At 73.3% G+C, this 22,502-nt stretch carries 20 protein-coding genes and 1 pseudogene; 7 read left to right on the top strand and 14 right to left on the bottom strand.

Features of this window, described 5'->3' with window-relative positions:
- Window positions 1-159 precede the first annotated feature (159 nt).
- On the bottom strand, window positions 160-378 hold the full coding sequence (locus tag BLV01_RS18600) for a hypothetical protein (RefSeq protein ID WP_091803312.1): 219 nt from the start codon (window positions 376-378) through the stop codon (window positions 160-162).
- A gap of 165 nt (window positions 379-543) precedes the next feature.
- Window positions 544-1,356 carry an alpha/beta fold hydrolase gene (locus tag BLV01_RS18605; protein ID WP_091803315.1) on the bottom strand — a complete coding sequence of 271 codons (813 nt, stop codon included), beginning with the start codon at window positions 1,354-1,356 and terminating at the stop codon, window positions 544-546.
- A 55-nt stretch (window positions 1,357-1,411) separates the two neighbouring features.
- Between BLV01_RS18605 and BLV01_RS18610 the strand changes: the two genes are divergently transcribed.
- From BLV01_RS18610 to BLV01_RS18620, 3 genes are all read left to right on the top strand, one after another.
- The gene (locus BLV01_RS18610) at window positions 1,412-2,206 is read left to right on the top strand and encodes a hypothetical protein (RefSeq protein ID WP_091803318.1); all 795 of its coding nucleotides are present in this window, start codon (window positions 1,412-1,414) and stop codon (window positions 2,204-2,206) included.
- A 235-nt stretch (window positions 2,207-2,441) separates the two neighbouring features.
- On the top strand, window positions 2,442-3,149 hold the full coding sequence (locus BLV01_RS18615) for an MtnX-like HAD-IB family phosphatase (RefSeq protein ID WP_091803321.1): 708 nt from the start codon (window positions 2,442-2,444) through the stop codon (window positions 3,147-3,149).
- Window positions 3,146-4,600 carry an aspartate aminotransferase family protein gene (locus tag BLV01_RS18620; RefSeq protein ID WP_091803323.1) on the top strand — a complete coding sequence of 485 codons (1,455 nt, stop codon included), beginning with the start codon at window positions 3,146-3,148 and terminating at the stop codon, window positions 4,598-4,600. The genes BLV01_RS18615 and BLV01_RS18620 overlap by 4 nt, the downstream gene beginning before the upstream one ends.
- Before the next feature lie 222 nt (window positions 4,601-4,822).
- Here BLV01_RS18620 and BLV01_RS18625 read toward each other — a convergent pair whose 3' ends face one another.
- Window positions 4,823-6,037 carry a beta-ketoacyl-[acyl-carrier-protein] synthase family protein gene (locus BLV01_RS18625; RefSeq protein WP_091803326.1) on the bottom strand — a complete coding sequence of 405 codons (1,215 nt, stop codon included), beginning with the start codon at window positions 6,035-6,037 and terminating at the stop codon, window positions 4,823-4,825.
- Window positions 6,038-6,094: 57 nt separating this feature from the next.
- Window positions 6,095-6,361, bottom strand: a complete 267-nt coding sequence (locus tag BLV01_RS18630) for an acyl carrier protein (protein ID WP_091803329.1) — start codon at window positions 6,359-6,361, stop codon at window positions 6,095-6,097.
- A 113-nt stretch (window positions 6,362-6,474) separates the two neighbouring features.
- On the opposite strand from BLV01_RS18630, the gene BLV01_RS18635 reads away from it, so the two are divergent.
- Window positions 6,475-7,590, top strand: a complete 1,116-nt coding sequence (locus tag BLV01_RS18635; RefSeq protein ID WP_091803332.1) for a GNAT family N-acetyltransferase — start codon at window positions 6,475-6,477, stop codon at window positions 7,588-7,590.
- On the top strand, window positions 7,571-8,473 hold the full coding sequence (locus BLV01_RS18640) for an arginase family protein (protein ID WP_091803335.1): 903 nt from the start codon (window positions 7,571-7,573) through the stop codon (window positions 8,471-8,473). The genes BLV01_RS18635 and BLV01_RS18640 overlap by 20 nt, the downstream gene beginning before the upstream one ends.
- A gap of 721 nt (window positions 8,474-9,194) precedes the next feature.
- Here the strand turns inward: BLV01_RS18640 and BLV01_RS18645 are convergent.
- The 10 genes and pseudogenes from BLV01_RS18645 to BLV01_RS18690 all read right to left on the bottom strand — a co-directional run bounded on the left by BLV01_RS18645 (window position 9,195) and on the right by BLV01_RS18690 (window position 19,237).
- Window positions 9,195-10,427, bottom strand: a complete 1,233-nt coding sequence (locus tag BLV01_RS18645) for a DegT/DnrJ/EryC1/StrS family aminotransferase (RefSeq protein WP_091803338.1) — start codon at window positions 10,425-10,427, stop codon at window positions 9,195-9,197.
- An 88-nt stretch (window positions 10,428-10,515) separates the two neighbouring features.
- Window positions 10,516-10,884: pseudogene (locus BLV01_RS18650) on the bottom strand (EamA family transporter); the annotation flags it as partial.
- Window positions 10,881-11,240 (bottom strand): DMT family transporter, encoded by a 360-nt coding sequence (locus BLV01_RS18655; RefSeq protein ID WP_091803345.1) that lies wholly within the window; start codon window positions 11,238-11,240, stop codon window positions 10,881-10,883. The pseudogene BLV01_RS18650 and the gene BLV01_RS18655, both read right to left, overlap by 4 nt.
- Window positions 11,237-12,097 (bottom strand): alpha/beta hydrolase, encoded by an 861-nt coding sequence (locus BLV01_RS18660; protein ID WP_091803348.1) that lies wholly within the window; start codon window positions 12,095-12,097, stop codon window positions 11,237-11,239. The genes BLV01_RS18655 and BLV01_RS18660 overlap by 4 nt, the downstream gene beginning before the upstream one ends.
- Before the next feature lie 535 nt (window positions 12,098-12,632).
- A complete protein-coding gene (locus tag BLV01_RS18665; protein ID WP_254782689.1) occupies window positions 12,633-13,586 on the bottom strand; it encodes an efflux RND transporter periplasmic adaptor subunit in 954 nt (317 codons plus the stop codon).
- Window positions 13,570-14,370 carry an ABC transporter ATP-binding protein gene (locus BLV01_RS18670; RefSeq protein ID WP_091803353.1) on the bottom strand — a complete coding sequence of 267 codons (801 nt, stop codon included), beginning with the start codon at window positions 14,368-14,370 and terminating at the stop codon, window positions 13,570-13,572. Before BLV01_RS18670 ends, BLV01_RS18665 begins: the two co-directional genes overlap by 17 nt.
- The gene (locus tag BLV01_RS18675) at window positions 14,367-15,503 is read right to left on the bottom strand and encodes an ABC transporter permease (protein WP_091803356.1); all 1,137 of its coding nucleotides are present in this window, start codon (window positions 15,501-15,503) and stop codon (window positions 14,367-14,369) included. Before BLV01_RS18675 ends, BLV01_RS18670 begins: the two co-directional genes overlap by 4 nt.
- A complete protein-coding gene (locus tag BLV01_RS18680; protein ID WP_254782690.1) occupies window positions 15,500-17,032 on the bottom strand; it encodes a TolC family protein in 1,533 nt (510 codons plus the stop codon). The genes BLV01_RS18675 and BLV01_RS18680 overlap by 4 nt, the downstream gene beginning before the upstream one ends.
- Window positions 17,032-18,513, bottom strand: a complete 1,482-nt coding sequence (locus tag BLV01_RS18685; protein WP_091803359.1) for a sensor histidine kinase — start codon at window positions 18,511-18,513, stop codon at window positions 17,032-17,034. The genes BLV01_RS18680 and BLV01_RS18685 overlap by 1 nt, the downstream gene beginning before the upstream one ends.
- A gap of 25 nt (window positions 18,514-18,538) precedes the next feature.
- Window positions 18,539-19,237, bottom strand: coding sequence for a response regulator (locus tag BLV01_RS18690; RefSeq protein ID WP_091803362.1), 699 nt, complete (start codon window positions 19,235-19,237; stop codon window positions 18,539-18,541).
- A gap of 488 nt (window positions 19,238-19,725) precedes the next feature.
- On the opposite strand from BLV01_RS18690, the gene BLV01_RS18695 reads away from it, so the two are divergent.
- Both BLV01_RS18695 and BLV01_RS18700 read left to right on the top strand, forming a co-directional pair.
- Window positions 19,726-20,871, top strand: a complete 1,146-nt coding sequence (locus BLV01_RS18695) for a purine-nucleoside phosphorylase (protein ID WP_091803365.1) — start codon at window positions 19,726-19,728, stop codon at window positions 20,869-20,871.
- Window positions 20,868-22,490 carry an amidohydrolase family protein gene (locus BLV01_RS18700; protein WP_091803367.1) on the top strand — a complete coding sequence of 541 codons (1,623 nt, stop codon included), beginning with the start codon at window positions 20,868-20,870 and terminating at the stop codon, window positions 22,488-22,490. The genes BLV01_RS18695 and BLV01_RS18700 overlap by 4 nt, the downstream gene beginning before the upstream one ends.
- Window positions 22,491-22,502 lie beyond the last annotated feature (12 nt).

The following is a 22,502-nucleotide window of genomic DNA, read 5'->3' on the forward strand; positions in this document are numbered from 1 at the left end:
CCGACGATCCGCGGTGCTTTGTCACCCGCGCGCGGGTGCCGGCGGCGGCGGATCGCGCCCGATGCGACGCCGCGCCGGCGATCCGCGCGCGAACGTCCGGCCGCAAAAAACGAACGCCCCGTCCTCGCGGACGGGGCGCCGTTGCCACGCGCGCGGCGATCAGGGAATGATGCAGCCGCAGTTGCGATAGCACTGGTAATACGTGGTGTCCATGTTGCAATCCTCCTGCGTGCCGCCGTTGGCGATGCAGCGGTTGATCGCATTGGTCTTGCAGGTGTTGAAGCAGCTCACGTTGCACGCGGCGATCGCGGACGAGGCGGCGAAGCTCAGGCCGAACGCGAACGCGCACAGCGCCATCAACTTGGTCTTGCGGGTCATTTCTCTCTCCTTAGAGGCCCAGGACCGGGCAGGGCGCAGGCTAGCACCGCTGTTGCGGCGCAAAAGCGGGGCAATTGCCAATCGCCGTCGCAAATCGGCGCTGCGCCTGTAAAAAAACACAGTGCCGGCGCGATCGGCGACGCCGCGATGCACGACGTCGCGCGATCAGGCCCCGCTCGATTCGAGCCAGGCCGCGACGATGCCCAGCACCTCGTCGCCGCGCTCGCGATGCGGCACGTGGCCGCAATCGGCGAGCAGGCGCAGCGTCGCCGGCCCGGCCACGCCCGCGGCGATGCGCTCGGGATGGCGCGCGCTGCCGAATTCGTCGCCGTCGCCGTGCACGACCAGGGCCGGGCAGGCCACCCGGGCCAAGGGCGCGTCCAGGTTCCAGCCGGCGAAGCCGTCGTCGAGCCAGGTGTCGATCCACGCATGCAACACCCACGGCGCCTTGTCGCCATGGTACTTGCGCAGGCGCTCCATCTGTCCCGGCCGGGCGAACGCCGCGCGCGCGGCGAGGATGCCGGCGCGGGTGCGGTCTTCGACGAAGGCCTGCGCCGACTCGGCGATCAGGCCGCTGCAGCGCGAACGATGCAGCGCCGCGCCGGCCACCGCCATGCCGCCGCCGACGCTGTGGCCGAACAGGACGAACCGCTGCAACCGCAGCGCATCGCACACGGCGCGCAAGCCGCCGGCGGCTTCGCCGGTCACGAAGTCGGCGCCGGGCGCGCCCGGATGCGGATCGGAGCGGCCGAAGCCGAGACGGTCGTAGGCGATCACCTCGCGCCCGCTGGCCTCGGCCAGGCGCGCGGGAAACTCGCGCCACAGCGCGATGCAGCCGAGCGAATCGTGCAGCAGCACGATCGGCGCGGCGGCCGCGTCGCGCCCCGGCCAGCGCTGCGCGAACAGGCGGCCGCGCTCGCTCGCGATCCACTGCGACTCCGGTTCGGGCAACGGGTTCTGGGTTGAAGTCGACGGCATCGGCGAATGATAGGGCCGCCGCAATCGTGCGTGTAGGATGCGCGCAGGAGGACGCATGCACGCAAGCCTCGACCCCGGCCGCACGAGACGGCCGCGCACATGGCGATGGATCGCGCTGGCCGCATCGCTGCTGGCGCTGGCCGCGCTGATCGCGTTGTTCCCCGGGCGCCGCTTCGGATTGGCGTTCACCCTGGGCACCGGCATCGGCCGCGACGCCCTGCAGCGACGCATCGACGCGCTGGAGGAACTCGCGATCGCCGGCGCGCCGTTCGACGCCGACGACAAACGCTTCGCGTCCGACTTCTACCGCACCCTCGCCAGCGGCGGACGGCTGGTGGTGTTCGCGCGCCAGACCGGGCGGATGATGGACCACTACCTCGACGGCAGCGGCCGCGACTACCGCCTGGATCCCGGCATCTTCGCCGGCAACGCCAAGGTCCGCGCGCAGATGGCGGCGCTGCGCGAAGCCGTCGCCGCGCAGCCGCGGCAGCCGCGCACGCAACTGCAATCGGCGCGCTTCTACATGCCCGACCGCAGCCAGGCCGATTCGGTCTACGGCCTGTACTACGGCCGCGTGCGCGTGCTGCGCGAATGCGGCGACGCCGGCGCCTGCCGGCTGCGCTGGCGCGCCGAGGTGCCGTGGGAATGGCCGTCCTACGACAGCCTGCGGCGCAAATACGGCGATCCGCACGCCGAAAGCTTCCCGCTGCCCAACTTCGCCAGCGCGCTGCTCGGCCGCCAGCACGCCCTGTACGTGGACAACGGCCTGGGCGAACACCTCGCGCGGATCGGACTGGCAAAGCCATTCCTGGCATACGCCGAATGGGACGAGGCCGAGGCGCCGCGCTGAGCCGCCTGCGCCGCTCGTGAGCCGCCTGCGCCGCTCGATTGCCATGAACCGGCGAGTCGCGACAACCCGGCCGGTACTGCCCGCCGCGACCCTCCCGCGACACCGCTACCGCATCGCGGTTACACCGCGTCACATTCGCGCCTGAACGCCGCCGCCCGCGGCCCGCGCCGGCGAAAGGCGTGCGAAAGGAAAGCCGCCTAGGCTGCCGCCAACGCCTATCCCCACAGGACCGCGCATGAGCCTGGGCTGGAACATCCTTTGCGATTTCGACGGCACCATCGCGCTGCGCGACGTCACCGACGCCGTGCTGGTGCGCTACGCGCGGCCGGAATGGGAGCTGATCGAGGCGGCGTGGAAGGCCGGCCGGATCAGTTCGCGCGAGTGCATGGGCCAGCAGGTCGCCCTGCTCGACGCCGGCCGCGACGAACTCGACGCGCTGCTCGACGACATCCGCATCGATCCGGCGTTTCCCGAATTCGCGCGCGCCGCGCACGCCGCCGGCTGCCGCCTGACCGTGGTCAGCGACGGCCTGGACTACGCCATCGAGCGCATCCTCGCCCGCCACGGCCTGCAACTGCCGGTGATCGCCAACCGCCTGCTCGCCGACGGCGAACGCGGCTGGCGCCTGGACTTCCCGCATTCGCGCGCGGACTGCCGGGTCGGCAGCGGCACCTGCAAATGCGCGGTCGCCGGCGCCGCGCCGCCGCGCCTGCGCAACCTGTTGATCGGCGACGGCCAATCGGATTTCTGCGTCGCCGCGCGCGCCGACTACGTCTTCGCCAAGGCCAAGCTGATCGAACACTGCCGCCAGCAGCGCATCGCGCATGCGCCGATCGGCGGCTTCCTGGAAGCGCTGGCGCTGTTGCCGAGCCTGCTCGACGGGCTGCTCGACGCGCCGCACGACACCGCCCTCCCCCTCCCCACCCTGGCCCGCACTCCATGACCCATTCCGCCCTGCTCGCCGACGACGCGGCGTTCCGCGACGCCGCCCCGCCGACCGCCGACCTGTCCGACCCGCCGCCGCGCGGCGACGCCGAACTGCTCGCCGACGAAGCGGCCTGGTGCTCCTTCGGCGACACCGTGCACTACAGCGATCCGCCGAAGATCTTCACCGGCGCCGACGGCAGCTACCTCTACGACTCGGCCGGCACCGAGTTCCTCGACCTGCAGATGTGGTACTCGGCGGTCAACTTCGGCTACCGCAACCCGCGCCTGAACGAGGTGCTCAAGCGCCAGGTCGATCTGCTGCCGCAGGTCGCCAGCCAGTACCTGCACCCGACCAAGATCGAGCTGGCCAAGACCATCGCGCTCGACGCGCAGAACAAATGGGGCCGCAAGGGCCGCGTGCACTTCAACGTGGGCGGCGCGCAGTCGGTCGAGGATTCGCTCAAGCTGGTGCGCAACGCCAGCGGCGGCAAGAGCCTGATGTTCGCCTTCGAGGGCGGCTACCACGGCCGCACCCTCGGCGCCTCGGCGATCACCTCCTCGTACCGCTACCGCCGCCGCTACGGCCATTTCGACCGCGCCCAGTTCATCGAATTCCCGTACCACTTCCGCGGCCCCAGGGGCATGAGCAAGGAAGAGTACGGCGAGCACTGCGTGGCCAAGTTCGAGCGCCTGTTCGAGACCGAATACAACGGCGTGTGGGACCCCAAGGTCGGCCAGTGCGAGTACGCCGCGTTCTACGTCGAGCCGATCCAGGGCACCGGCGGCTACGTGATCCCGCCGCCGAACTTCTTCACCGGCCTCAAGCGCGTGCTGGACAAGTACGGCATCTTGCTGGTGGTCGACGAAATCCAGATGGGCTTCTACCGCACCGGCAAGCTGTGGTCGATCGAGCACTTCGGCGTGCAGCCCGATGTGCTGGTGTTCGGCAAGGCGCTGACCAACGGCCTCAACCCGCTCGCCGGCCTGTGGGCGCGCGAGGAGCTGATCAACCCGACCGTGTTCCCGCCGGGTTCGACCCATTCGACCTTCGCCTCCAACCCGCTGGGCACCGCGGTCGGCCTGGAGACGATGAAGATGCTGGCTGAGGGCGACTACGAGAACCGGGTGATGCGCGCCGGCGCGCACTTCCTGGCCGGGCTGAAGGACCTGCAGCAGCGCCATCCGGAGATCGGCGACGTCGACGGCCTGGGCCTGGCGCTGCGCGCGGAGATCTGCGAAGCCGATGGCTTCACCCCGAGCAAGGCATTGCTCGACCGCATGTGCGACATCGGCCTGGCCGGCGATCTGGACTACAACGGCAAGAAGATGGGCTTGGTGCTGGACGTGGGCGGTTACTACAAGAACGTGATCACGCTGGCGCCGTCGCTGCATATCTCCGGCGCGGAGATCGACCAGGCGCTGGCGCTGCTCGACCAGCTGCTGACGCGCGCCAAGCGCTCGCTGTAAGCGGACGCGATGGCCGCGGCGGCTGTGCTTCCTCGTTTGCCGGTCGTCGCGGTTGTCGCGTTGGTGGCGCCGTTGCAGCAAGGGCGGCGGCCCGCGCCCTCGGTCGCTGCGCCCGCAGTTGCCACTCCCGAGTCGCGCAAGCGCGGTTTGCGGCCGCCGCCCGCGTTCGAGCCCCTCTCCCGCCTGCGGGAGAGGGCTTGGGCTGAGGGCGACCCGCCGCTCTCAAACCACGCGCTTCACCGCGATCACCGCATTCAACCCGCCGAACGCGAACGAGTTCGACAGCACCGCATCGACCTTGGCTTCGCGCGCCACGTTGGGCACATAGTCCAGATCGCACTTGGGGTCCGGATCGAGGAAGTTCGCCGTCGGCGGCACCGCCTGCTCGCGCAGCGCGCCGAGCGCGGCGACCAGCTCCAGCGCGCCGGCCGCGCCCAGCGCATGTCCGTGCACGGCCTTGGTCGAACTGACCGGCACGGCGTCGGCGCGGTCGCCGAACACTTCGCGGATCGCCCGGCTCTCGCTGGGATCGTTGGCCGGCGTGGCGGTGCCGTGGGCGTTGATGTAGCCGACCTGCGCCGCGGTCAGCCCGGCGTCCTTGAGCGCGCGGCGGATCGCCGCGACCGCGCCAGCCTGCGAGGGCAGGACCAGGTCGCTGGCGTCGGCCGACAGCCCGGCGCCGGCGAGTTCGCCCAGGATCGTCGCGCCGCGGCGGCGCGCGTGCTCGTACTCTTCCAGCACGAACATCGCCGCGCCCTCGCCCAGCACCAGGCCGCGGCGCTGCAGGCAGAACGGCCGGCAGGTGTCTTCGGCCAGCACCCGCATCGCTTCCCAGGCCTTGGTCAGGCCGAAGGAAATGCAGGCCTCGGCGCCGCCGGCCACGGCCACGTCGGCGGCGCCGGCGCGGATGCTCATCAGCGCCTGCGAGAAGGCGTGGTTGGACGAGGCGCAGGCGCTGACCACGCCGAAGGCCGGGCCGGTCAGGCCGAATTCGATGCTGACGTGGCAGGCCGGCGCGTTGGCCATCACCCGCACGATGGTGAACGGATGCACGCGCGGGTTGTTCTCGGCGTAGAGCCGGCGGAACGCCTCGTCGTGGCTGGTCTCGCCGCCGACGCCGGTGCCGACGATGACCGCGCTGCGCTCGCGCAGGTCGTCGTGGTCGAAGTCGATGCCGGACTGGCGCACCGCTTCGCGCGCGGCGATCACGGCGAACTGCGAGGTGCGGTCCAGCAGCGGCAGGCGCTTGTCGTCGAAGTGCGCGGCCGGGTCGTAATCGCGCACCTCGGCGGCGACCTTGACCTTGAGCCGTTCCGCCGCCACCGCCCGGATCGGGCCGATGGCGCTGCGGCCGGCGAGCATTTCGCGCCAGGTGTCGGCCGCGTTGTGGCCGAGCGCGCCGATCGCGCCCATGCCGGTGATCACTACTCTGCGCATCCGGTTCTCCGGCGGACGAATGAGGGGCTGCGCCCGAACGCGGCCGACGCGCGCGGCTCAGGCCGCGTCGGGCGCGGCGGCGGCGCCGTCGAGCGCCTGCTGCAACGCGGTCGCCAGGCCCTGGACCGAGTCGGTATCGAAATTGGGATCGCGGTCGGGCAGGGTCACGCCGAAGTGCTCTTCGATCTCGAAGATGGTCTCGATCGCGGTCAGCGAATCCACGCCCAGGTCCTTGAGCGTGGACTGCGGGGTGATGGTCGCGACGTCGATGCCGCTCTGCTTGGCGATGATCTCGTACAACTGGCGTTCGACGGACTCGTTCATGCTGACGCTCCTGGTGTCGCTTGCGGGGGCTTGCGCGCTGCAGGGCGCACCCGACGCGCGACGCGGCCGGGCCCGGCCTACCAGGGGCCGACTCTAGCCGGCGAACCTTGCACATGCCTTTCGTGACCCGACTGGAACCTGAGCGGCTGCTCGGCCACTTCCTGGCCCATCCGCCGGAAGGGTTCAGCGCGCAGATGGCCGGCGGCGGCGTGCCCGCCTTCACCGCTCAGTTCGACCTGCTGACCACGGCCGAACCGGAACTGCTGCAGCGGATCCGGCGCTGGCCGGGGCAGCGGCTGTGGCGGCCGTGGCTGCGCCTGCGCACCCGCTTCATCGGCGCGACCAACACCGAATACCTGTGGCTGCCGCCGCTGCCCCTTGCCGCCGACGCCGCCGCGCTGGCCCGGCGCCTGCGTACCGAGCAGGGCGGGCAGTGCGCGCTGCTGATCGTCAAGGACCTGCCCTGCGATTCGCCGCTGCTGCCGGCCGAGGCCAACCGCCAGGCCGCCGCCTTCGCCGAGGCGCTGGCGCAGCAAGGGTTCGTGCTGCTGGAAGGCCAGGCCCTGGCCTGGGTGCCGATCGACTTCGATTGCATCGACGCCTACCTGGCGCGGCTGTCGCGCGTGCGCCGCCGCGACCTGCGGCGCAAGCTGCGCTCGCGCGCGGACCTGAGCGTGGACGCGCTCGCCGCCGGCGCGCCCGAATTCGACGACGAAGCGACCATCGATGCGTTCTACGCCTTGTACGAAAACGTCTACGCCCAGAGCGAGATCCACTTCGACCGGCTCAGCCGCGATTACTTCCGCGCCCTGCTGCGCGACGGCGACAGCGGCGGCGTGGTCTTCGTCTACCGCCACGAGGGCGCGATGATCGGCTGGAACCTGTGCTACGAACACGCCGGCCTGCTGGTCGACAAGTACATCGGCCTGCGCTATCCGCAGGCGCGCGAACACAACCTCTACGCGCTGAGCTGGTTCGAGAACCTGGAGTACGCGCGCCGGCGCGGACTCGACGCCTACGTGGCCGGCTGGACCGATCCGCAGGTCAAGCGCCAGCTCGGCGCGCGCTTCGCCTTCACCCGCCACGCGGTGTACGCGCGCAACCCGCTGCTGCGCGCGACGCTGCGGCGGTTGGCGCGGTGGTTCGAATCCGACCGCAGCGTGCTGGACGCCGCCGCCGCGCCGGCGATGGCCGATGGGGAGGACGTCGATGCCGCCGGCCGCGCCTGAGTCGGCGGGCGCCGCCGGCGCCGCGAACGCGCCGGTCGTGCTCGACCTGGACGCCTCGGTCGGCGCCCTGCCCGGCGCGCTGCGCCTGGACCTGCGCGACTGGCACGACCGGCTGCGCTTCGCCTGTTCGCGGCGCGCGCTGGCGCGCTTCGGCGAACGCCTCGACGCCGCGCTGCCGCCGCGCCACGGCTGCGCGTTCCTCGGCAGCGGCGATTTCCACCACCTCAGCCTGCCGCTGATCCGCCGCGCCGCGCGCGCGCGCGGCCGCCTGCAGGTGGTGGTGTTCGACAACCACCCCGACAACATGCGCTTTCCCCTGGCGATCCACTGCGGCTCGTGGGTGGCGCAGGTGGCCGCGCTGCCGCAGGTCGCGCGCGTGCACGTGGTCGGCATCACCTCCGCCGACATCGGCCTGGGCCATGCCTGGGAGAACCGGCTGCGGCCGCTGTACCGCGGCAAGCTGCGCTACTGGTCCAGCGGCGTCGCGGTCGGCTGGGCGCGCGCGCTGGGCCTGGGCGGCGCGGTGCGCGGCTACCCCGGCGTGGACGCGGCGCTGGCCGCGTGCATGGACGAGATCGGCGCCGGCGACGATCCGATCTACCTCAGCATCGACAAGGACGTGCTGCGGCCCGAAGACGCGATGACCAACTGGGACCAGGGCGCGATGCGCGCCGACGCCCTGCTCGACGCGGTCGCGCGGCTGCACGCGCGCATCGTCGCCAGCGACGTCACCGGCGAGATCTCCATCGCCGCCTACCCGCAATGGTGGAAGCGCCTGCTGGCCGCGGCCGACGGCCAGAGCGCGCCGGACGCCGACGCGCTGCGGCTGTGGCAGGCGCAACAGCACCGGATCAACCTGCGGCTGCTGGCGGCGCTGGGATGAAGCATTGGCGCGATCGCTGCGGCCGTCCCGCATCTGGCTGTAGGAGCGACACGAGTCGCGACCGCGAAGTCGCAACTTCGACGCAGCCTTCGATGTCGCCGCGATGGCGCGGTCGCGGCTTGCGCCGCTCCTACAGCGGCTTCGGGCGGCTTCGTTCGCGACTGTAGGAGCGACGCGAGTCGCGACCGCGACGCCGCAACTGCGGCGCGGCCTTCGACGTAGCCGCGATGGCGCGGTCGCGGCTTGCGCCGCTCCTACAGCGGCTTCGGGCGGCTTCGTTCGCGACTGTAGGAGCGACGCGAGTCGCGACCGCGACGCCGCAACTGCGGCGCGGCCTTCGACGTAGCCGCGATGGCGCGGTCGCGGCTTGCGCCGCTCCTACAGGGGCTTCGGGCAGCTTCGTTCGCGACTGTAGGAGCGACGCGAGTCGCGACCGCGACGCCGCAACTGCGGCGCTGCCTTCGCCGTAGCTGCGATGGCGCGGCCGCGGCTTGCGCCGCTCCTACAGGGGCTTCGGGCAGCTTCGTTCGCGACTGTAGGAGCGACGCGAGTCGCGACCGCGACGCCGCAACTGCGGTGCGGCCTTAGACGTAGCCGCAATGGCGCGGTCGCGGCTTGCGCCGCTCCTACAGGGGCTTCGGGCGGCTTCGTTCGCGACTGTAGGAGCGACGCGAGTCGCGACCGCGACGCCGCGCCTGCGACGGGCCTTCGCCCCGCCACCTCAGCCGCGCGGCTGCCGGCAGCTTTCCTCCAGCGCCTGCGCGATCCGCGAGAACGCGGCATCGTCGAGCCACGGGCTGTTGCCGATGGCGAGCACCCGCGCGGCGAAGTCGCGCGCGTTCGGCGTCGGCGCGCGCGGTACCGTGCCGCGCAGGTAGGCGTAGTCGGGCAAGGCGCGCACGAACGGCCACGATACGCCCAGGCCGGCGCCCCACAGCCGGCTCAGCGCGGCGTCGCGCGCGCGCGGATCGGCGAACAGCAGGGTCAGGGTCGGCCAGGTGCCGCGTTCGCCGCGGCGGTCGCCGAGCACCTCCACGCCTTCGATCCCGCGCAGTTGCGCGCTGCGCGCCAGCGCGCGCTGGCGCGCGGCGTCGAGGAACGCCGGCAGCCGCGGCGCGGCGCGCGCGCCGATGCGCTGGCGCCAGCCGCCGAGCCGGTGCAGCGGGATGTCCAGGGGAAACCGGTCCTGCGCCGCGGCCACGTCGTCGCCGCGGCGCAGCGCCTGCCGCAGCGGCCGGCCATAGACCCAGCGCAAGCCGCGCGGGCCGTAGAACAGCGCATAGCCGGCCAGTTCGACGCAACGCCGCGCCTCCCAGGCCAACGAGCGCGGCAACAGCTGCGGCGCGAGGCCAGCGATGAGCGCGCGCACGCCCGGGTCGTGCGCGACCAGCGCGCCGCCTTCGAAGATGCTCAGGCCCTTGCCGGCGGCGAGGCTGCAGATCGCCAGGTCGCCGGCGGCGCCGGCGGGCGTTCCGTCGGCGTGGCGCGCGCCCAGCGCCTGCGCCGCGTCCTCGATCACCCAGGCGCCGGCGGCGCGCGCCGACCGCAGCGGCGCGCCCAGGTCGGCCAGGCGGCCGCCCAGGTGGGCCGGCACGATCGCCAGGGTGTCGTCGTCGCACAGCGCCGCCAGCGCGTCCGGGTCCATCTCGAAATGCCCGGGCCGGGTGTCGCACAAGCGCAGGCGCAGGCCGCAATGCGCGACCGCGATCGCGACCAGCGGGCAGGTGTAGGCCGGCACGATCACGCTGCGGCGCGCGCTGGTCCGCTGCAGCGCGCTCAGCGCCAGCACCAGCGCGGCGGTGCCCGAACAGGTCAGCGCGACCGCTGCGGGGTCCACCTCCAGCATCCGCGCCAGCGCAGGTCCCAGCGCCAACGCCGGCGCGCCCGGCGCGAAGTCGCGCCACCGCAGCGGCAGCCCCGCCGTCGGCGGCAGCTCAGTGCGCGGCGCCGCCATCGGCTTCGCCCGCGGCCATCGACGGGCGCCTGGTCGCCGCGCGCCGCGCGGCCGCTGCGCCGTCCGGCGGCGTGTCCCGATGTCCGCCATCGTCCGGTTCGCCCTTGGCCAGGCACGCGATGCCGGCGACGATGGCGACCGCGCCGACCACCTGCAACGCGTTCAAGCGCTCGCCGAACAGCCACGCCGACAACGCCAGCACGCTGACCACTTCCAGGTGCGAAGCGGCGAACGCCGGGCCGATCGGCGCGTGCTTGAGCAGGCTCATCCAGGTGAAGAACGCGCCGATATAGCCCAGCAGCGCGCCGTACAGCCACGGCTGCTGCAACAGCCGCGACAGCCACGCCAGCGAGGCCTCGGGCGGAAACGCGCCGGCGCCGGCGTGCTTGAAGCTCAGCTGGGCCAGGGTGTCGAAGCCCATCAGCAGGGCGAAGCCGACCAGGTAGAACCGCTTCATGCGCCCGCTCCCACCAGCGCCACGCCGGCGCCGATCAGGCCCATGCCGGCCAGCCGCCACGGCGTGAGTTTCTCGCCGAACAGCCAGCGCCCGGCGAGCATGATCGCGACGATGTTGATCGAGCCCAGCAGCACGCCGCGGCCCAGCGGCACCAGCGACAGGAACGCGATCCAGGCCAGGAATTCGAGTACGTAGCACGCGCCGCCCAGCCACAGCCACGGCCGCGACAGCATGTGTTTCCAACGCGCCAGCCCGTCGCCGGCCTCGGGATCGGCGGCGGCGGCCTTGAACGCGAGCTGGCCGCCGGTGTCGAGCAGCACCGTCGCCGACCACAGCGTCCACACCAGCGCGCTCATGCCGCGCGCGCCGCCGGGTCGGCGGCGGCCGGCGCGCCGACCGCGCGGCCCTCGCCGACGCGCTGGAAGAAACCGGCCAGCCCGTCGATCAGGCGGCGGCGGTCGCGGTCGAGGGTGATCATGTGATAGCTGTCGCGCAGCCACAGCAACTCGACCGGCCCGGCCACGCGGTCGGCGACCAGGTGCGCGTTGCGCACGTGGGCCACGTCGTCTTCGGTCGCATGCGCGACCAGGCACGGCGCGCGCACCTCGCCCAGGCGCCGGCGCACGTGCGCCGACAGCGAGTACAGATCGGCCAGCGAATGCCAGGGATTGCCCGGCAGCCCCGCCGCCGCGCTGTCGCCGCCGAGCATCGCGCCGCTGACCTGGGCGCGGATGCGTTCGTCGCGCAGCCCGTACGGCGGCGCTTCCTGGAAACTGCGGCCGCGGCCGATGCCCAGGCGCTTGAACAGCGGCAGCAGGAACGACAGGCGGCCGATCGCCGGCATGTTCCAGCCGTCGTAGCGGAAGGTCGCGCCGAGCACGCCCACGCCGCAGACCCAGTCCGGCCGCCGCGCCGCCAGCAGCAGCGACAGCAGCGCGCCCATCGACAACCCGGCCACGTACAGGCGATCGACGTTTCCGCGCAGCTCGTCGGCCGCGCGCTCGACGCTGGCGTACCAATCGCGCCAATCGGTCGCGAGCAGATCGGCCTCGTCGCCGCAGTGCCCGGCCAGCTGCATCCCGTACACGGTGTATCCCGCCCGTTGCAGCCCCTTGCCGAGCAGGCGCATCTCGTGCGGCGTGCCGGTGAGGCCGTGGATCAGCAGCACGCCGTCGCGACCGCCTTCGAAATGGAATTGCGCGTTGGTGATCATCGCCGCTCGCATCGCTGCCGCTGCGGCCGCACCGATGCGTCCGGCGGACCTGGGCTGGAACGGGCAGTCTGCCCAGTGCGGGTTTCACCAACCTTTCGCCGCCGGCGGGAAACGACCGCGGCCGCAGCGGCGATTCAGCCGGACGGCGGCCGCGGCCTGCCGGCGCCGGGACGACGGCGAGGAGGGAGGGACTTGGCTACGCGGCTTTCGCAGCGTCCTTCCCGCGCACGCGGGGTCCGGAGACTTCGGCGCCCTGTTCCGGTGAAGCCCTGGATGCCCGCCTTCGCGGGCATGACGGCGGGCAGTTGGGCCGCGCATCCCACAATCCGTCATCCCCGCGAAGGCGGGGATCCGCGGACTTCAGCGCCATGCTGCGATGAAACCCTGCATGCCTGCTTTCGCAGGTATGCAGGCGGATAACTGGCCGCGCATCCCGCAGGCCGTTATCCCCGCGAAAACGGGGATCCAGCGACTTCAGCGGCATGCCTCGGCGACGCCCGCCGGCCCGCCTTCGCGGGCATGGCGCGCGCCGCGCTCAGAGTTCGCTCGCCGGCGCCGCCGCGGCGCGCCCGGCGTGGCCGAGAAACCGCACCAACACCCGCTGTCCGATCCGCAGTTCGCCCGGTGCGTCCAACGCCAGCACGCATTCCACCGTGCGTTCGTTGGCGCGCACTTCCGGGTCGTCTTCCAGGGTCGAGGGGCCGAACGCGGGCGCCAGGCGCAGCACCCGGGCGGCGCCGAGCAGGCGCTGGTTGTCGCCGTCGTCGAGGATCTGCGCGCGCATGCCCGGACGCACCGCGTCGAGGAAGGCGGCGTTGAGCTCGGCGCGGACGATGCGTTCGCCGTCGGGCAGCAGCACGAACAGCGGCGCGTCGTGCGGCGACACGCTCATGCCCACGCGCGCGGACACCCGCGAGAGTTCGCCGGCGACCGGCGCGCGCAGGGTCTGGCGCTTCAGCGTCCAGGCGGCCTGGTCGCGTTGGGCGGCGGCGATGTCGGCGGCGGCGCGGACGCCGTCGGCTTCGTTCTGCAACTGGGCCAGGGCGTCGCGGGCGTCGTCGGCGCTCTGGCCGTCGCCGGCGCCGGCCGCGGCGGCCGCGCCCAGGCGCTGGGCGCGCACGCGCGCCTGCGTCAGGCGTTGCTGCAGCAGGTTCACCTGCGCGCGCGCCTGCGCCAGCTTCGCCTCGGCGATGCGGTCCTCGGCCTGCGCGGCGGTGGCGTCGAGCGCGGCCAGTTCCTGGCCGGCGGCGACGCGTTCGCCCTCGCGCACCGGCACCCGCGCCAGCACGCCTTCGGCGGCCATGCCGAGTTTCAGCAGGCCGCTTTCGACATCGACGCGGCCGCGCGCGACCGCGGCGAAGGCCGCGGCTGGGGCGCCGGCCTGCGGCGCATTCGCGCGCGCGGGTTCGTCGCGGCCGCAGGCGGACAGGGCCAGCGCCAGCGCGGCGGCGAGCAGGAGCGCGGCGGCGCGGTCAGGGAGTCGGATCATCGCGGACGGAGGCATCACGGGAAGGAAGAGGGGGAAGCGGAAGGTCGGCGCCGGGATCGCGCCGGTCGCTGAGGATGCGGCCGTCTTCCATGGTCAGCAGGCGGTCGGCGTGGCCGATCAGGCGCGGATCGTGGCTCACGCACAGCACCAGGGTGCGGTGCCGGCGGGCGATGCCGTGCAGGATGTCGATGACGATCTGGCCGTTGGCGGCGTCGAGCGAACTGGTCGGCTCGTCGGCAAACAGCAACGCCGGGCGCTTGGCCAGCGCGCGCGCGATCGCCACGCGCTGTTTCTCGCCGCCGGACAGCTCGGCCGGGCGCAGGTGCGCGCGCCGGGCCACGCCGACTTCCTCCAGCGCCGCCAGCGCGCGCGCGCGGCTGTCGGCGCGGCCCAGGCCGAGGTAGTGCAGCGGCAGCGCCACCTGCTCGGCCGCGGTCAGCGCCGGGAACAGGTTGAAGCCCTGGAACACGAAGCCGGTGTGGTGCAGCCGGAACGCCTCCAGCGCGCGCAGGCCGAGCGCGCCGAGGTCCTCGCCCAGCGCGCTCACGCGGCCCTGGTCGGGCCGCTGCAGGCCGCTGAGCACCGACAGCAGGGTGCTCTTGCCGCAGCCCGACGGGCCCGAGATCAGGGTCAGCTCGCCGGAATGGATGCGCAGCGAGATGCCGTCCAGGACGGTGGTGCGGACCTGGCCGGAAACGAAGGATTTGACGATGCCGTGCGCGACCAGCCCCGCCTCGCGATCGGCGGCGGCGGGCGGCACCGGCGGCTGCGCGAGCGCGCTCATCGCAGCAGCACCGCGGGATCGGCGCGGCGCAACCCGCGCAAGGCCGACAGGCCCGACAGCGACGCCAGCGCCATCACCACCAGCATGCACGCCGCGGTGACCTGCAGGTTGAACAGCACCGGCACGTCGCGCGCGCGCGCCAGCGCGATCAGCGCCAGGCCCGCGCCGGTGGCGACGATCACTCCGATCGCGCCGACCCACAGCGCCTGCTCCAGCACCACCCAGCGCAGCGAGCGCATGCCGATGCCGAGCGCGTTCAAGGTCGCGTACTCGCGCACCGAGCCGTTGACCGCGGCCACCAGCGCCTGGCTGGTGATGACCGCGCCGACCAGCAGCACCACGCCGGCCAGGAACAGCACGCCGGCGCCGGCGCCGGTGTCGAACATCCAGAACAGCACCGCGCGGCGGGCGAAGTCCGGCGCGGTCCAGGCCTCGAAGCGGCCGAAGCCGGCGGCGTCGCGCAGTTTCCGCATCACCGCCGGCGCCTGCGCCGGATCGTGCAGGCGGGCGACGAAGTACGCCGGCCACGTCGCGCTGCCGTGGCCGCCCTGCAGGCGCCGCGCAGTGTCGAGCGACGCGACCACGTTGACCCCGCCGAGCGCGCGCAGCCCGCTCGTCGCGCCGACCACGCGCACGCGATGGCCGTTGAGGTGCGCGCTCTGGCCGATGCCGACGCCGAGCTTGTCGAGTTCGGCGCGGTCGACGATCACGCTGTCGGGCAAGGCCAGGCGCTGACGCAGCTGCGGCGACAACGCGTGGGAGAACATCAGCCCGTCGCGGCCGATATCGATGCCCGACACGTACACCGACACGCCACCGGTGTCCTTGGCCGGGCCGCGCCAATCCGCGTCGAGCCAGTAGAACGGTTCGACCTTGGCCACCTGCGGCTGCATCAGCAGCAGCGACTGCAGGTTCGGGTCCACCGGCCGGCCCTGGTCGACGCTCTGGGTGCCCGGATAGCCCAGCCACAGGTCGGCCGAGGAGCCCGACACGTACACGCTGGCGCTGCCGAAGATGCCCAGCACCAGCGCCGCCTGCAGCAACAACAGCAGGCTGGAGAAACCGATCGCCAGCACCGCCGGCAGGAACCGGCGCCATTCGTAGCGCAAAGTCTGGCGCGCCAGCGAGGTCATCGGCGCGCTCCGGCGGCGCGCGCGGTGCGCGGCGCGGTCGCGGCCTGGTTCGCCGCGGTCGCGCCGGCGGTGTCTTCGCCGAGGCCGAGGCGCTGCTCCGGCGCCGCGCCGAGCGCCTTGTACAGCGCGATGTAGGCCTGGGCGCGGTCGCTGCGCGCGGCGTTGAGCTCCAGCGCGGCCTGGTCGCGCTCGATCCGGCTCGCCGCCAGTTCCGCGTCGCCGCCCAGGCCGAGCCCGCGCCGCACCTGCTGCATCTGCGCGCTGCGCGCGAGCGCGTAGAAGGCGCGACGGTCGGCGTCCTCGCGCAGGCGTTGCTGCTCCAGCGCCGACAGCGCCGATTCGGTTTCGGCCACCGCCGCCAGCACGGTCTTGCGGTAGGCCAGCGCGGCCGCTTCCAGTTCCGCACCTTTGGCGTGGGCGCGGGCGCGGCGCAGGCCCCAGTCGAACAGCGGCACGTCGATGATCGGGCCGGACACGCCGATGCCTTCGGTCTCGGTGCGCCGATGCGCGGTGACGTTGACCGACCACTGGATCGACGTGCCGAACGCCAGGCGAGGGTACTGGTCGGCGCGGGCCAGGCCGAGGTCGGCGGCGGCGCGCAGCACCGCGGCCTGGGCCTGGGCGATGTCGGGGCGGGTGCGCAGCAGGTCGGCCGGCGCGCGTTCGATCGCCGCCGCGGCCAGCGCCGGCCGCGCGCCGCCGGCGCGCCAGTCCGGATCGGGTTCGGCGCGGCCGAGCAGCACCGCCAGCGCCTGTTCGGCGGCGACCACGCGCTGGCGCGGCTCGCCCAGCGCGGCCTCGGCCTGGGCCAGCGCGGCGCGCGGCGCTTCGACGCTGTCGCGCGCGGCCAGGCGCAGGTCGGCGCGCACCTGCTGCACGCGCAATTGCTCGGCGCGCGCGGCGCGGATGCCGTCGAGCAGGCGCTCGCGTTCGCGCGCGTCGCGCAACGCGACCCATTCGCGCGCGGTTTCCGCCGCCACGCTGATCTGCGCCTGGCGCAGTTGCGCGGCGGCGCTGTCGAGTTCGCTGCGCGCGCCGCGTTCGAGCGCCTCGCTGCGGCCGAAGAACCCCATCTCCCACACCGCGTCCAGGCCCATCACGAAGAACGAGGCGCTGGCGTCGGGGTCGATCGGATTGCTGGTGCGCGCGCGCAGTTCCGGCTTGAGCGGGTCGCCGGCGTGTTCGTGCAGCAGCCGCGCCGAGCGCAGCCGCGCGCGCGCCTGGGCCGCGTCGAGGTTGGCCGCCAGCGCCTGCTCGACCAACGCGTCCAGGCGCGGGTCGGCGAAGGCGCGCCACCAGCCGCGCGGATCCGGCGCGGCGGCGGGCGCGGCCGCGGCGTCCGCCGGCGCGTTGCGCCACTGCGCCGGCAGCGGCGGGGTCTGGTCCGGGATCGGCGTGCTCAAGCACGCGGCCAGCGCCAGCGGCAACAGCGCCGCGCACGCGCGCGCAACCGCGCGGCGCGGATCGCGCGGCTGCGCGGCGCGCACGAATGCGTCGCGCGCCAGTGCAAGGGGCAGAAGCAGGGACATCAACGCGGCTCCGCGCTCAAGGGCGCCGTCGCAGGCGCGCCGGAGGGCGCAATCAGGGGGAAATCCAGCTCGACCCGCAGTCCGCCCAGGGCCGAACGCGCGAAAGATACGCGCGCGCCGTGACGGTCGGCGATGCGGCGCACGATCGCCAAGCCCAGGCCGGTACCGCCTTCCACCGCGTCCGGCGCGCGGAAGAAGCGGTCGCCCAGGCGCGGCAACGCCGGCTCGGCCACGCCGGGACCGTCGTCGTCGACGCTGACCTGCGCGCAGTCGCCCCGGCGGCGCAGGGCGACGCTGATCGTGCCGCCGCGGCGCACGTAGCTGAGCGCGTTGTCGATGAGGTTGCCGAGCGCATCGTGCAGGGCATAGGCGTCGGCGCGCACCGACAGCGGCTCCGACGGGCCTTCGTAGCCCAGGTCGACGTCGGCGCGCACCGCGCGCGCGACGTGCTCGCCGAGGATCTGCGGCAGCAGTTGGTCCAGGCGCAGCCCGGTCATCGGCGCATCGGCCTCCACCGGCGCTTGCGCGCGGCTCAGCGCCAGCAACTGGGTGGCGGTGCGCGCCAGCCGCATGGTCAACACCTGCACTTGCTCCAGCGCCTGCGCGCGCTGGGCTTCGTCGCCGCTGCTGCGCGCGCGCTCGGCGTGCAGCGCCAGCCCGGCCAGCGGCGTGCGCAGCTGGTGCGCGGCGTCGGCGATGAAATGCTCCTGGCTCACGAACAAGCGGCGGATGCGTTCGAGCAGGGCGTCGATGGTCGCGCTGAGCGGGCGGATCTCCGCCGGCACCGGCACGTCGCCGACCGGCACCAGTTCCTGGCCGTGGCGCGCCAGCCGGCCGATCAGCGGGTCCAGCGCGCGCAGCCCGCGGCTGACGCCGCTCCAGGTCAGCGCCAGCAGCACCGCGGTCAGCACCAACTGCAGCAGGATCGACATGATCAGGATCTGGCGCGCGCGCAGTTGCCGGTCCTGCACGGTCTCGGCCATGGTCACCACCAGCGTGTCGCTGGGATCGGCCGGCGCCGGCACCGCGAGCGACACCGCGCGCGAGCGCACCCCGCCGATGGCGGTGTCGTAGAACCGCGCGTCGCCGTCCAGGCGCGGCGCCGGCCCGGCCGGAATGGTTTCGTGGCTGGCGCTGAGCACGCCGCGGCGCAGGCTGCGCACCGAGAAATAGTTGTGGCCGAGCTTGTTGTACTCGAGCAGGAACGCGGCCTGCGCGGACAGCTGTCCGTCCGATCCGGTCGCCTTGAGCACCTTGGCCAGGCCATAGGCGTCTTCGAGCAGGCCTTCGTCGTAGACGCTGTCGGAGTAGCGCGAGGCCACCGCGTAGACCAGCGCCGACACCAGCACCACGGTGATGCACACCGGCACCAGCAGGAACAGCAGCAGGCGCCGGCGCAGGCTGTCGCCGCGCGCGGGCGCGGCGGCGCGCGGCGCGGCCAACGGTGCGCGCGGGCCGGGCGACGGTTCGGCGTGGGTCACGACGGTTCCGGCACGGCGCGGGCGTTCAGGCGCGGCGCTCGCCGACGACCGCGACGGCGCCGGTTTCCTCGACCACGTAACCCAGGCCGCGGATGGTGCGGATGGTCACGCCGGTGCCGTCGAGCTTGCGCCGCAACCGGTGGATGGCGATGTCCAGGCCGTTGTTGGTGATGTCCTGTTCCCAGTTGCACAGCGCTTCGATCAGCTGCTCGCGGCTGACCAGGCTGCCGCGGCGGCTGAGCAGCGCATCGAGCAGGGCGAATTCGCGCCCGGTCAGTTCCAGCGCGGTGTCCTGGTTCCAGCCGCGGCGGCCGGCCAGGTCCAGGCGCAACCGGCCGATCGACAGCATCGGGATGCCCTGGCTGACCCGCCGGCGCAGCAGCGCGCGCACGCGCGCGGCGAACTCTTCCAGCACGAACGGCTTGACCAGATAGTCGTCGGCGCCCGAGTCGAGCGCGCGCACGCGCTCGCTGACGCCCTCGCGCGCGGTCACCACCAGCATCGCCGCGTTCTCGCCGCGGGCGCGGGCGCGCTGCAGCACGGTCAGCCCGTCGAGCTGGGGCAGGTTGAGATCGAGCACGACCAGGTCGTAGGTGCCGTCGTGCAGCGCGGCGTCGGCGTCGTTGCCGCGCGCGACGCGGTCGACGGCGTGCCCGCTGTCGGCCAACGCGGCGCTCAGGCCCGAGGCGATGGCCGGATCGTCTTCGGCGATCAAGATGCGCATAGGCGTCCTTGTGCTCGTGGCGGACGCGCAGCGCGTCCGGCGTGATGGCGAAAGTGTGGCACTCGCCATTGCGGATTTTCGTTAACGTTACTTACTGTCAAAAATATGTCGGAATACGGTGAAAATCGCGGGCCCGACGCGTTCGACGCCGATTCGGCACCGCTGGATTCAAGGCCTTTTTCCATTACCGCGAATCCGTCGAAAGTCGCAGCGGGTCAGCTGCCGTTCGGCTGCGATGCAGCCGGCCGATACGTACGGTTACAAAGCCGGCATGGTCGCGGCGCGGCTTCGACCGGGGCGGGCCGGCAAGGTTCCGCATCGCGCGCAGTCGATGCCTATCGCAGCAAAGTCGGCCGCGCCGTGACCGCGGTTGCACGGTGAGCTTGGGTTAGCGCCGCGGCCGCAGCGGCGCGGTCATCGGCCTGGCCTAAGATCGGCGACGATGCCGCGCAACGGTCGCGAACCGATCGCACCAGGGAGAGAACACGATGGCAACCGCAGGCAGGCAGCGCGCGATTGTGAATCCGGCCGGCAAACGCCGAAGTGCGTCCGCGCGGCGCCGCGTCGCCGGCTGGACGCTGGCGACCTGCGCGGCGGCGGCGCCGCTGGCCGCTGCCGCCGCCAGCGCGGACGAAGCCGGGCCGTGGCCGGTCAAGGTGGTGATCGTGACCGCGTACGAAAACGGCGAGGACCGCGGCGACGCGCCGGGCGAGTTGCAACTGTGGGTCGAGCGCGAAGGCCTGGACCGGCGCCTGGACTTCCCCGGCGGTGTGCGCCCGCTGCGCGCCAACGCAGATCGCTCGGTGCTGGCGATGACCACCGGCATGGGCCTGGCCAATGCCGCCGCCTCGACCATGGCGCTGGCGATGGACCCGCGCTTCGACTTCAGGCGCGCCTACTGGCTGGTGGCCGGCGTGGCCGGCATCGATCCGCAGGCCGGCGCGGTCGGCGATGCGGTGTGGGTCGACTACGCGCTCAACGACATGGCCCGCTCGCTGGATCCGCGCGAAGCGCCGGCCGACTGGCCCTACGGCGTGTACGCGTTCCGCGCCGCCGGCCCGGGCCGGCGGCCGGCGCAGGCGATGGAGTATGGGCCGTTCGCGCGCTACGCCCAGGTCTATCCGCTCGATCCCGGACTGACCGGCTGGGCGTTCGCGCTGACCCGCGACACCGCGCTCGGCGCCAGCGACGACACCCGCGCGCTCGCCCGGCTGTGGCGCGGATTCCCCGCCACCCAGGACGGCCCGCAGGTGCGGCGCGGCGCGAGCGTATCGTCGAATCATTACTGGCACGGCATCGCCGCCACGCGCTGGGCGCGCGACTGGACCCGGCTGCACACCGACGGCCGCGCGCAGTTCGTCGTCAGCGACATGGAGGACGCCGGCATCGCCGCCGCGTTCGCGCGCCTGGGCCGCACCGGCCAGGTCGATCCGCGCCGGCTGCTGGTGCTGCGCGCGGCCTCCAACTACACCCGGCCGCCGCCGGGCATGGACGCGTTCGAATCGGCCCAGCGCCCGCACGCCGGCCGCGGCCTGCCCGCATACGAGGCCGCCTACCGCGTCGGCAGCCGGGTGCTGCACGAACTGCAGGCCGACTGGGACCGCTACGCCGACGCCGTGCCGGAGGCGCGATGAACGCCGCGCGCCTGGCCCTCGCGCTGATCCTCGCGCTCGCCGCGGCGAGCGCGGCCGCGCGCGAACGCGCCGCCGAGCGCGGTTCGGCCGATGGCGGCGCGGCGCAGCGCGGCGTCTCCGATCGCGACGCCGAAGCCGCCGCGGCGGCCTACTTCGAACGCATCCGCGCGCAGCCGCCGCAGTTGCGCGCGTTCGTGCAGGCGATGCCCAAGGGCGGCGACCTGCACAGCCACCTCAGCGGCGCGGTCTACGCCGAGGATTATCTGCGCTGGGCCAGCGAAGACGGCCTGTGCCTGCAGCGCGAGGACGCGCACCTGGCCGAACCGCCGTGCCAGGCGCCCGCGCGGGTAACGGTGGCCGGGGCGATGCGCAGCGACCTGCCGCTGTACGGCCGCGCCATCGATACGATGTCGGTGCGCGGCTACGAGCGCGGCGGCGGCGATCCGCTGCTGCCGGTGCACCAGCGGTTCTTCTCCGCGTTCGACCGTTTCCGCCCGGTCTCGCGCCGGCGCGCGGGCGACATGCTCGCCGCGGTGCGCACGATCGCCGCCGACGAGAACACCCAGTACCTGGAACTCATGCACCTGCCGCCGGCCGGGCGCGACGTGCTCGACGGCTTGGACCCGGCGGACGACGGCGACGACTTCGCCGCGATGGCCGCGGCGCTGCAGCCGCGATTGACCGCGGCGGTGGCGCGCGCGCGCGCCGAGCTGGACGCCGACGAGGCGCGCGCCGCCGCGCTGCTGGGCTGCGCCGGGGCGACGCCGCACGCCGGTTGCGCGGTCGAACTGCGCTACCAGGCGCCGGCCACGCGCACCCACGCGCCGGCGCGCACGTTCGCGACGATGGCCTTCGCCTTCGCCCTGGCCGACGCCGATCCGCGCTTCGTCGGCGTCAACCTGCTCGGCCCCGAGCACCACCCGCGGGCGCTGCGCGACTACCGCCTGCACATGCGCATGCTGGCGTTCTTCAAGCAGCGCCATCCGCGGGTGAAGCTGTCCTTGCACGCCGGCGAACTGAGCGCGGAGCTGGCGCCGCCGCGCGATCTGCGCGACCACATCGGCCAGGCGGTGACCGTGGCCGGCGCCGAGCGCATCGGCCACGGCGTCGCGATCGCCAGCGAAGACGGCCTGGACGCGCTGCTGCGGCGGATGGCGCGGCAACGCACCGCGGTCGAGATCAACCTGTCCAGCAACGCCGCCATCCTCGGCGTCGCCGGCGCCGCGCATCCGCTGGCGCTGTACCGCGCCGCCGGCGTGCCGGTGGTGCTGGCCACCGACGACCAGGGCGTGCTGCGCAGCGATCTCAGCGGCGAGTACCTGCGCGCGGCGCTCGACCAGGGCCTGGACTACCGCGCGCTCAAGCGCATCGCCCGCGACAGCCTGCAGTACGCGTTCCTGCCCGGCGCCAGCCTGTGGCGCGACCAGGCCGGCGGCGCGCGCGTGGCGGCCTGCGCCGGCGCGAGTCCCGCGGACGATCCCGATCCGGGCTGCGGCGCATTGCTGCAGGCCAGCGCCAAAGCGCGCGCGCAATGGCAACTGGAACGCGCCCTGTTCCGGTTCGAACGCGCGCCGCGTCCGCCGGCGAGCGTTCCCGCGCGGATCGGCGGAGCGCGATGAGCCGTTCGCGGC

Source organism: Lysobacter sp. yr284, from assembly GCF_900107375.1.
Taxonomy (GTDB): domain Bacteria; phylum Pseudomonadota; class Gammaproteobacteria; order Xanthomonadales; family Xanthomonadaceae; genus Lysobacter.

Coding starts and splice junctions, on each gene's coding strand:
- BLV01_RS18625 (WP_091803326.1), bottom strand. CDS start 6,037: ATGCGCAGAGTAGTGATCACCGGCATGGGCGCGATCGGCGCGCTCGGC.
- BLV01_RS18605 (WP_091803315.1), bottom strand. CDS start 1,356: ATGCCGTCGACTTCAACCCAGAACCCGTTGCCCGAACCGGAGTCGCAG.
- BLV01_RS18700 (WP_091803367.1), top strand. CDS start 20,868: ATGAACGCCGCGCGCCTGGCCCTCGCGCTGATCCTCGCGCTCGCCGCG.
- BLV01_RS18690 (WP_091803362.1), bottom strand. CDS start 19,237: ATGCGCATCTTGATCGCCGAAGACGATCCGGCCATCGCCTCGGGCCTG.
- BLV01_RS18620 (WP_091803323.1), top strand. CDS start 3,146: ATGACCCATTCCGCCCTGCTCGCCGACGACGCGGCGTTCCGCGACGCC.
- BLV01_RS18675 (WP_091803356.1), bottom strand. CDS start 15,503: ATGACCTCGCTGGCGCGCCAGACTTTGCGCTACGAATGGCGCCGGTTC.
- BLV01_RS18630 (WP_091803329.1), bottom strand. CDS start 6,361: ATGAACGAGTCCGTCGAACGCCAGTTGTACGAGATCATCGCCAAGCAG.
- BLV01_RS18615 (WP_091803321.1), top strand. CDS start 2,442: ATGAGCCTGGGCTGGAACATCCTTTGCGATTTCGACGGCACCATCGCG.
- BLV01_RS18670 (WP_091803353.1), bottom strand. CDS start 14,370: ATGAGCGCGCTCGCGCAGCCGCCGGTGCCGCCCGCCGCCGCCGATCGC.
- BLV01_RS18665 (WP_254782689.1), bottom strand. CDS start 13,586: ATGATCCGACTCCCTGACCGCGCCGCCGCGCTCCTGCTCGCCGCCGCG.
- BLV01_RS18610 (WP_091803318.1), top strand. CDS start 1,412: ATGCACGCAAGCCTCGACCCCGGCCGCACGAGACGGCCGCGCACATGG.
- BLV01_RS18660 (WP_091803348.1), bottom strand. CDS start 12,097: ATGATCACCAACGCGCAATTCCATTTCGAAGGCGGTCGCGACGGCGTG.
- BLV01_RS18635 (WP_091803332.1), top strand. CDS start 6,475: ATGCCTTTCGTGACCCGACTGGAACCTGAGCGGCTGCTCGGCCACTTC.
- BLV01_RS18600 (WP_091803312.1), bottom strand. CDS start 378: ATGACCCGCAAGACCAAGTTGATGGCGCTGTGCGCGTTCGCGTTCGGC.
- BLV01_RS18695 (WP_091803365.1), top strand. CDS start 19,726: ATGGCAACCGCAGGCAGGCAGCGCGCGATTGTGAATCCGGCCGGCAAA.
- BLV01_RS18680 (WP_254782690.1), bottom strand. CDS start 17,032: ATGTCCCTGCTTCTGCCCCTTGCACTGGCGCGCGACGCATTCGTGCGC.
- BLV01_RS18640 (WP_091803335.1), top strand. CDS start 7,571: ATGCCGCCGGCCGCGCCTGAGTCGGCGGGCGCCGCCGGCGCCGCGAAC.
- BLV01_RS18655 (WP_091803345.1), bottom strand. CDS start 11,240: ATGAGCGCGCTGGTGTGGACGCTGTGGTCGGCGACGGTGCTGCTCGAC.
- BLV01_RS18645 (WP_091803338.1), bottom strand. CDS start 10,427: ATGGCGGCGCCGCGCACTGAGCTGCCGCCGACGGCGGGGCTGCCGCTG.